The organism is Pseudoxanthomonas sp. CCNWLY206-1 (assembly GCF_039710385.1).
Classification (GTDB): domain Bacteria; phylum Pseudomonadota; class Gammaproteobacteria; order Xanthomonadales; family Xanthomonadaceae; genus Pseudoxanthomonas_A.
Genome location: NZ_JBDKXI010000005.1, coordinates 136,643 through 145,381, shown reverse-complemented (window position 1 = coordinate 145,381; position 8,739 = coordinate 136,643). Strand labels below are relative to the sequence as shown.

The 8,739-nt window shown below is 63.4% G+C and carries 6 protein-coding genes; 3 read left to right on the top strand and 3 right to left on the bottom strand.

The annotated features are described in order from the left end of the window. Nucleotides 1–630 precede the first annotated feature (630 nt). The gene (rmuC, locus tag AADW18_RS12850) at nt 631–1,974 is read right to left on the bottom strand and encodes a DNA recombination protein RmuC (RefSeq protein ID WP_337343795.1); all 1,344 of its coding nucleotides are present in this window, start codon (nt 1,972–1,974) and stop codon (nt 631–633) included. A 36-nt stretch (nt 1,975–2,010) separates the two neighbouring features. Then, the gene (locus AADW18_RS12845; protein ID WP_337343794.1) at nt 2,011–2,958 is read right to left on the bottom strand and encodes a LysR substrate-binding domain-containing protein; all 948 of its coding nucleotides are present in this window, start codon (nt 2,956–2,958) and stop codon (nt 2,011–2,013) included. An 87-nt stretch (nt 2,959–3,045) separates the two neighbouring features. On the opposite strand from AADW18_RS12845, the gene AADW18_RS12840 reads away from it, so the two are divergent. From AADW18_RS12840 to fabV, 3 genes are all read left to right on the top strand, one after another. After that, on the top strand, nt 3,046–3,966 hold the full coding sequence (locus tag AADW18_RS12840; protein ID WP_337343793.1) for a DMT family transporter: 921 nt from the start codon (nt 3,046–3,048) through the stop codon (nt 3,964–3,966). A 402-nt stretch (nt 3,967–4,368) separates the two neighbouring features. Beyond that, nucleotides 4,369–5,856 carry a sodium/proline symporter PutP gene (gene putP, locus AADW18_RS12835; RefSeq protein WP_337343792.1) on the top strand — a complete coding sequence of 496 codons (1,488 nt, stop codon included), beginning with the start codon at nt 4,369–4,371 and terminating at the stop codon, nt 5,854–5,856. Nucleotides 5,857–5,978: 122 nt separating this feature from the next. Further along, a complete protein-coding gene (gene fabV / locus AADW18_RS12830; RefSeq protein WP_337343791.1) occupies nt 5,979–7,196 on the top strand; it encodes an enoyl-ACP reductase FabV in 1,218 nt (405 codons plus the stop codon). Between the two features lie 228 nt (nt 7,197–7,424). On the opposite strand, the gene AADW18_RS12825 is transcribed toward fabV, so the two are convergent. Beyond that, nucleotides 7,425–8,609, bottom strand: coding sequence for a class I SAM-dependent rRNA methyltransferase (locus AADW18_RS12825; RefSeq protein ID WP_337343790.1), 1,185 nt, complete (start codon nt 8,607–8,609; stop codon nt 7,425–7,427). Nucleotides 8,610–8,739 lie beyond the last annotated feature (130 nt).

Below are 8,739 nucleotides of genomic sequence, written 5' to 3'. Positions count from 1 at the left end.
GCCGCGAGCTCTTCCCGTCAGATCAAGCAAAAGCCGAAAATCGAAGCCCGCCGTTCGCCAATTGGACGCGCTGCGGCACGCTCTGGGTTGCGCGCGCTGAGCGGCTATCGAGGCGCGGAGCGGCGTCCCGCCGCGAGCTCTTCCCGTCAGATCAAGCAAAAGCCGAAAATCGAAGCCCGCCGTTCGCCAATTGGACGCGCTGCGGCGCGCTCTGGGTTGCGCGCGCTGAGCGGCTATCGAGGCGCGGAGCGGCGTCCCGCCGCGAGCTCTTCCTGTCAGATCAAGCAAAAGCCGAAAATCGAAGCCCGCCGTTCGCCAATTGGACGCGCTGCGGCGCGCTCTGGGTTGCGCGCGCTGAGCGGCTATCGAGGCGCGGAGCGGCGTCCCGCCGCGAGCTCTTCCTGTCAGATCGCGATAGAAGCGAAGAGCTCGCGGCGGGACGCCGCTCCTACAGGTTTCTGCGTGTACAGGTTTCCTGCGTGTAGACCTGGCGCCATGATGCGGGCGCTGTTATCGGTGGACAGCCGGAGCCTTTCTGACACGGATCAACGCGAAAGGGGCGGATAAACATCGAAAGCTTTTATCCGTGTCTATCTGCATTGATCCGTGTCTGAGCCTTGTGTCGCGGCGTTACTCCGCCTCGTCGTTATCGGCTGCGGTATCCAGCAGCTTCTGAGTCTCTTCCCCCGGCAGTGTTTCCACTTCGCGCAGGGTGCGGGCAATGGCGCGGGTGCGCACGCCGGTGTTGTCGATCTGCTTGCTGGCCTGTTCCAGCTTGTTCTTGACCGAATCGAGCACGTCGCCGAACTTGCCGAACTCGCTCTTGGCGGCGCCCAGGATGCGCCAGACTTCCGCTGAGCGCTTTTCGATGGCGACCGTGCGGAACCCGACCTGCAAGCTGGTCAGCAATGCCAGCAGCGTGGTCGGGCCGGCCAAGGTGATGCGGTGGTCGCGCTGCATGGCTTCGAACAATCCGGGGCGGCGCAGCACTTCGGCATACAGGCCTTCGGTGGGCAGGAACATGATCGCGAATTCGGTGGTGTGCGGTGCCGCCACATACTTGCGGATTTCCTGCGCCTGTTTCTTGATGGCGCGCTCCAGCGCGTCACCCGCCACCCGCACGCCCTCCACGTCGGCGCGTTCCTGCGCATCGAGCAGGCGCTCGTAGTCTTCGCGCGGAAACTTGGCATCGATCGGCAACCACACCGCCGAATCCGTGGAGGAACCGGGGAAGCGCACCGCATATTCCACCCGCTCGTTGCTGCCGGGTACGGTGACCACGTTGGCGGCGTACTGGTCCGGCGTGAATACCTGTTCCAACAGGTTGCCCAGTTGCACTTCGCCGAACACGCCACGCGATTTGACGTTGCTCAGTACGCGCTGCAGACCGCCCACGTCAGCCGCCAGTTTGTTCATGTCGCCCAAGCCCTGGTGCACCTGCGCCAGCATGGCGGTGACGTTGCCGAAGCTTTCGGTGAGGCGGGTTTCCAGGGTGGCGTGGAGCTTTTCGTCCACGGTCTGGCGCATCTGCTCCAGCTTGGCGGTGTTGTCCGCTTGCAGCGATGTCAGCCGGTCTTCCAGCGTGGCGCGCATTTCGGCGATACGCAGTTCGTTGCGTTGGGTCAGCTCGTTCAACCGCTGGCTGAGCACGTCGGCGAAACGCTGTTGCGATTCGGCCGCTTCCAGGCGCCCTTTGCGGGCGTCTTCGGCCAGGCTGTCGCGCAGCACGTCCAGGCGCTGGTCGGTACGGATGCTCAGATCCGCCAGATTTCGCCCAAAGCCTTCGATACGGGTTTCCTGCTGCTTGGACAGGCTGTCCAACTGTTCGCGCAGTTCGCCGCGGCCACTGCGCTGCTCTTCGCGCAAAGCTTGCTCCAGCCGCGCTTCGGGGCGGCGCAGCAGCAACACGATGAGCAGCACGACGGCGGCCGCCGAAAGCGCGAGCAAGAAGAGAAGTAGCGTCTGAATATCCATGCGGACAGTGTACTGGGCGGCGTCGCAGGGGCTGCGTCAGCCGCGCCGACCTGCCGTGCGCCAGTCCGTTTGCGCTGCCCAGGCCTGGCGCAGGTACTCGACGAAGACGCGCACCTTGGCCGGAACATGCTGGCGCGCCGGCATCACGGCATGTACGTCCACGCCCAACAGTGACCATTGCGGCAACACCCTTTCCAGCCGGCCGTCGTGCAGTTCATCGGCGATCACGAAAGCGGGGATGCGCGCGATGCCGGCACCGGCCAGCGCCGCCATTTTCAGTGCCAGCGTGTTGTTGACGTCCAGTCGTGCCGGTAGCGCGATGCGCAGCGTTTCCTCGCCTGCGCGGAATTCCCAGGTGCGTCCGGCGGAGGCCAGGCTGAAATGCAGGCAATCATGTTGGCTGAGTTCGTCCGGGCGTTGCGGCCGCCCGTGCTCGTCCAAATAGGCCGAGGAGGCGCATAGGTAGACAGGGCTGTGGGCGATGGTGCGCGCGACGAGGCTGGAGGATTCCAGCTGACCCAGGCGGATGCCCAGGTCGTCGCCCTGGCGGATCAGATCCTGCGGACCGTCCGCCATCCGCAAATCGATGTCCACCTGCGGGTGCTGGCTGAGGAAAGCGCCGACGTGAGGCGCCACGTGCATGACCCCGAACGTCATCGGGATAGCGACCCGCAGACGCCCGCGCGGAGCTTCGCTGCCATCGGTAACGGCATCCTCGGCGGCGCGGGCTTCGGCGAAAGCCACCTGTGCGTGCTGCAGGTAGAGCTGGCCGGCCTCGGTCAGGCTTAGCCGCCGCGTAGTCCGGTGCAGCAAGCGGGCGCCCAGGCGCTGCTCCAGGCCGGACACCTGCTTGCTCACCGCCGCCTTGGACAGGCCCAGGGTTTCGGCGGCGCGTACGAAGCTGCCCAGTTCCGCGACCCTGACGAACGCCAGCAGCCCGGGCAGGTCGGGAATCGGGATTTGGCCCAGCGGGATTGTTGACATAGGGAAACAGTCTAATCACTTCCGGGCAGATTATCCGGCGGGAGCCAGTGCCTATTCTGAGCGCCATCCCGCCCCAAGAGCCCCGCCATGAATGCCACCACCCTTCGCCTGCTGCTGACCCTGACCGCCGGCACTCTGGTGGGCAGCATTTTCGTGATCGGGAAATTGTTGATGAGCCAGGGCCTGAGTCCTGTCGCGGTGTCGTTTTTCCAAGTGGTGGGTGCGGCCAGCGTGATCGTCACCCTGGTGGTCGCACGCGGGACCCGGCTGCCGACCGATCCGGCTTCGCTGCGGTTCTTCACCATTGCTGCCGTGATCGCGGTCAGCGCTTCCGCCCTGATCGGCAATTGGGTGCTGGCCCGCATTCCGGCTGGAATCTTCACCGTGGTGGTGACCCTGTCGCCATTGTTCACCTCGTTGTTCCAGGCGCTGGTGCAGCGGAAGCTGCCGTCGCGCAATGCGCTGATCGGAACCGGCCTGGGCTTGCTGGGCGTTAGCCTGGTGCTGCTGCCGCGCGCGCAGTCGGTGGATAGCGAGCAGGCGCTGGCACTGGCGGTCGCGCTGGCAGTGCCGGTGCTGCTGGCGGCCGGCAATGTCTATCGCTCGCGCTACTGGCCGACCGGCATGGACGCGTCGACTTCCACCGCCGGCACCATGGCCTTGCAGGCGCTGATGCTGGTGCCGCTGTTCTTCTCCGGCGATGCCATGGCTTCGCTGCCGCAGGCAATCGGCCTGTGGCCGCTGGTGCTACTGATGATCGCGGTCACCGTGGCAGCCAACGTCTCCGCCGCGGCATTGCAGCGCATTGCTGACAGCGTGGCCTACAGCCAGATCGGCTATGTCATCGCGCTGACCGGCGTGGTGGCTGGCGCCTGGTTGTTCGGCGAGTCGCTGGGCTGGACCTTGCTGCCCGCGCTGGGACTGGTGTTCTCAGGGGTGCTGTTGGTCAACCGCCCGATCAAGCCACGCACCGCCGAACACAGCGGCGTCGTGGCGGAAGCGGCCTGAGTCGTATCAACGCGGCTGCCGGCGGGTTCGCGCGGTTCACCTCGACCACCGAGCAGTACGATCGCGATGAAAGCCGGAATCATCATCAGGGTGACCGCGATTCAATATGGCGTTGGCGTTGGCGTTGGCGTCATCGCAAAGGCCGCGCCAGCACGCGATGTGACTTGATTCTCCGAACGCTGCAAAGATCCAGAGTCCTCGATCAGGGCCAAGGTTGAAGCTTCCTCTCACCTTGCTGCAGCGGCATGCCCGCTGCGTGGTGCAGCGCCGATTGCCAGCCACGCCACACGCCTTTACCCTGCCCGCCATTCCCGTGAATACGCTTGCGGGCCGGCGATTTACTGCCCTTACTTATGTCACGTCTACCGGCGCGGCACTTCATCGAAGACCACAAGGATTCACATGACTGCTGGCACGCCGCTGCTCGTCACGTTTACTGCCTATCTGCTGCTGATGGTGGCTATCGGTTTCCTGGCCTGGCGCCGCACGCGCACCTTCGATGACTACATCCTCGGCGGGCGCTCGCTCGGCAGCTACGTTACGGCGCTGGCGGCGGGTGCTTCGGACATGAGCGGCTGGCTGATGATGGGCCTGCCGGGCGCGCTGTATCTGACCGGCGCGTCCGAGGCTTGGATCGCCATCGGACTTGTCATCGGCGCCTGGTGCAATTGGAAGTATGTGGCCGGGCCGCTTCGCGTCTATACCGAACGCGCCGGTAACGCGCTGACGCTACCGGACTATTTCACCCACCGTTTTGCCGATGAGAGCCGGCTGCTGCGGATTCTGTCGGCGGTGGTGATCCTGGTGTTCTTTGCCATCTATTGCGCATCAGGCGTCGTGGCCGGAGCACGGTTGTTCGAAAGCATGTTCGGACTACCGTATGAGCAAGCCATGCTCTGGGGCGCCGGGGTGACGATCGCCTACACCTTTATCGGCGGATTCCTTGCGGTCAGCTGGACGGATACCGTGCAGGCCACGCTGATGATCTTCGCGCTGTTGCTGGTGCCCGTGTTCGCGATCGTCGGTGCCGGTGGGCCGGAGACGGCGATCGCGCTGATCGAACAGACCGATCCGGCGCGGCTGCAATGGATCGGCGCGGGTAGCGTTGTTGCGGTGATTTCCGCTGTCGCGTGGGGATTGGGCTACGTCGGCCAGCCGCACATCCTGGCGCGGTTCATGGCTGCCGACAGTCTGGCGACGATTCCACGTGCACGCCGCATCAGCATGACCTGGATGATCCTGTGCCTGGCCGGCGCGATGGCGACCGGCTTCTTCGGCATTGCCTGGTTTGCGGCCAACCCTGCCGTGGCCGGACCGGTCAACGCCAATCCGGAGCGCGTATTCATCGCGTTGTCGGAACTCTTGTTCAACCCGTGGGTAGCCGGCGTGCTGCTGTCGGCGATCCTGGCGGCCATCATGAGCACGCTGTCGGCGCAGTTGCTGGTCTGCTCCAGCGCGCTGACCGAGGATTTCTATCGCGGCTTCGTTCGCCCGAAAGCGGGACACAAGGAATTGGTGTGGTTCGGACGCGCCATGGTTTTGTCGGTGGCGTTGCTGGCGATATGGATAGCGCGCGATCCTGAAAGCCGCGTGCTCGGATTGGTCGCTTACGCCTGGGCCGGCTTTGGTTCGGCATTCGGGCCAGTGGTGGTGCTGTCGCTGTTCTGGAAGCGCATGACCCGCAACGGCGCCCTGGTTGGCATGGTGGTGGGCGCGGCAACGGTGGTTTTGTGGAAACAGACGGGCAGCGCGCTGTACGAGATGGTGCCTGGCTTCTTCGCTTCCACCATTGCGATCATCGTGATCAGCCTGCTCGGCAAGGCGCCTTCACCGCAGTTGCAGGCACGGCATGAGCAGGTACGGGCAACGCTGCGCGAGAGCGGTTATTGAAGACATATTCCCTTTTCCACCGCACTCTGCCGGGCCATACGCAGGCGTGTGTCGGTTCTTTGCTTCATTCTCGACGCGCGCGAGACTAAGATGCCGCGCAGGCACATAACCCGGTAACGACGTTGATCATTCATCCCAAGGTCCGTGGCTTCATCTGCACCACCACCCATCCGCTCGGCTGCGAGCTCAACGTGCGCGACCAGATCGCCGCGGTCCGGGCGCATGGCGTGCGCAGCAACGGACCGAAGAAGGTCCTGGTGATCGGCGCGTCCAGCGGCTACGGCTTGGCAGCGCGGATCACCGCCGCGTTCGGATATGGGGCCGACACCCTGGGCGTGTTCTTCGAAAAGCCCGGCAATGACAAGAAGCCCGGCACCGCCGGTTGGTACAACGCCGCTGCGTTCGACAAGTTCGCCAAGGCCGAGGGCCTGTACAGCCGCTCCATCAACGGCGATGCGTTTTCCGATGAAGCGCGCGCCCAGGCCATCGAGTTGATCAAGAACGAGATGGGTGGCCAGGTCGACCTGGTGATCTATTCGCTGGCTTCGCCGGTGCGCAAGCTGCCCGGCAGCGGCGAAGTGAAGCGTTCGGCACTGAAGCCCATCGGCGCGCCGTACAGCTCGACGGCGATCGATACCAACAAGGACACCATCATCCAGGCGTCGATCGAACCGGCCACCGAGCAGGAAATCGAAGACACCATCACCGTCATGGGCGGGCAGGATTGGGAACTGTGGATCGATGCGTTGGAGCGTGCGGATGCGTTGGCACCCAGCGCGCGCACGGCGGCTTTCAGCTACATCGGCACCGAGATCACCTGGCCGATCTACTGGCACGGCGCTTTGGGCCGGGCCAAGGTGGATCTGGATGCCACCGCTCAGCGGCTGGATGCACGCCTGCGCAAGATCGGCGGCGGTGCGAATGTCGCGGTACTGAAATCGGTGGTGACCCAGGCCAGCGCGGCGATTCCGGTGATGCCGCTGTATATCTCCATGGTCTTCAAGATCATGAAGGAAAAGGGTCTGCACGAAGGCACCATCGAACAACTCGACCGCCTGTTCCGCGAGCGTCTTTATCGTGCGGACGGACAGCCGCCGGAAACCGATGATGAAAATCGCCTGCGCCTGGACGATTGGGAACTGCGTGCGGACGTACAGGAAACCTGCAAGGAATTGTGGCCCAAGGTGACCAGCGAGAACCTGTTCCAGTTGACCGACTACGCCAGCTACAAGCGCGAGTTCCTCAAGCTGTTCGGCTTCGAGCGCGACGACGTGGATTACGACGCCGATGTCGATCCGAACGTCCAGTTCGACTGCATCGAGCTCTCGCCGGAAGGCTGAGGCAGCTCCCTCCGATCGGTTGGTACGGTCGCGACTCACGTCGCTCCCACAATATCAACCTTCCTTGTGGGAGCGACGTGAGTCGCGACCGGAAGAAAAAAGCCGTTTTTTTACATGGATCAAAGCGGAAAAAGCGGATAGAGCATTGAATGTTTTATCCGCGTTTATCTGCGTTGATCCGCGTCTAAGAAGCTTTGATTTTCGGTTGCGACCGATGTGGCTACTGAGCTAGTCCACCACGCGGCAGAACACCGCCTTCAGATAGCGCGATTCCTGCACATGCGCCATGAAGGGATGGTCGGCGCCCGCACCGGACACCTTGAGGATCTGGATGGTGCGGCCGGAGAAATAGGCCGCGCGGCGCAGCATGTCCAGGAACTGTTCCTCGCTCACCAAGCCGGTGCAGGAGAACGTGGCGAACAAGCCGCCCGGCTTCACCACACCTAGTGCCAGCTTGTTCATGTCGAGATATTTCTTCAACGCGGCGATCACCTGCTCACGATCGCGCGTCATCTTGGCCGGGTCCAGGATCACCACGTCGTACAGATCACCCCGGTTCGCCGCATCGCGCAGGTACGGGAAAATATCGGCCTGCACGAACTTCAATTTGACGTCGTTGAGCTTGGCATTGCCCTTGGCGATCTCGATGACGTCCTCATCGATGTCCACGCCCACCACTTCTTCCGCGCCGCGTACCTTGGCGTACACCGCGAAGCCGCCGGTGTTGCAGCACAGGTCCAGCACGCGCTTGTCCTTGCACTGCTGTGACAACCATTCGCGGTTCTCGCGCTGATCGGCGAAGAAACCGGTCTTGTGCGCGCCGGCGGGGTCGGCGCGGAACCTCACCCCGTTCTCGGTGATGATGCTGGGCGCCGGCGCTTCGAGGCCTGCGCTGCTGACCGGCCTGTAATCGAAGCTCTCCTGCTTCTGCACATGCTCCTCGGCAAAGCTGTAGAAGCGCGCGCCGGGGAATTGTTCGCTCAACGCTTCATAGATCCAGTCGCGGTGACGGAACATGCCGGCGCTGAAGAACTCGACCACCAGCAGGTCGCCATAACGGTCCACCACCAAGCCGGACAGGCCATCGCCTTCGGCATGCACCACGCGCCAGGCATCGGTGGTGGCATCCAGCTTCAAGACATCGCGACGTAGCGAAACCGCATCGGCGATCTTGCGGGAGAACCAGCCGGCATCCACCGGAATTTCGGGGTGCGTCTCCAGAATGCGTACGGCGATGCGTGAGTGGCCGTTGTAGAAACCACGGCCGATCCATTCGCCATCCACACCGACCACGTCGACCAGACTGCCGGGCTTTGGTTTCTGAACGGGCTTTTCCACCAGTTTCTGGAAAATCCACGGGTGGCTGGAGCGCCAGGCGTTTTTGAGGCGGACAACGGGAAGTGGGGTATTCATGCCGCCATTTTACCCGTCGGATTGACCTCACCGTCCTGCGCCATGAGAATGGCCGCAGAAGGGGAGTAGCTCCCAACGTGCAGGCCGTCATTTCGAGCATATCGCTCCGGTCCCACGGCAGTCGGTTACC

What these genes read in the sequence shown, in the direction of transcription:
- rmuC (WP_337343795.1), bottom strand. Translation starts at nt 1,974, where the DNA reads ATGGATATTCAGACGCTACTTCTCTTCTTGCTCGCGCTTTCGGCGGCC.
- AADW18_RS12845 (WP_337343794.1), bottom strand. Translation starts at nt 2,958, where the DNA reads ATGTCAACAATCCCGCTGGGCCAAATCCCGATTCCCGACCTGCCCGGG.
- AADW18_RS12840 (WP_337343793.1), top strand. Translation starts at nt 3,046, where the DNA reads ATGAATGCCACCACCCTTCGCCTGCTGCTGACCCTGACCGCCGGCACT.
- putP (WP_337343792.1), top strand. Translation starts at nt 4,369, where the DNA reads ATGACTGCTGGCACGCCGCTGCTCGTCACGTTTACTGCCTATCTGCTG.
- AADW18_RS12825 (WP_337343790.1), bottom strand. Translation starts at nt 8,609, where the DNA reads ATGAATACCCCACTTCCCGTTGTCCGCCTCAAAAACGCCTGGCGCTCC.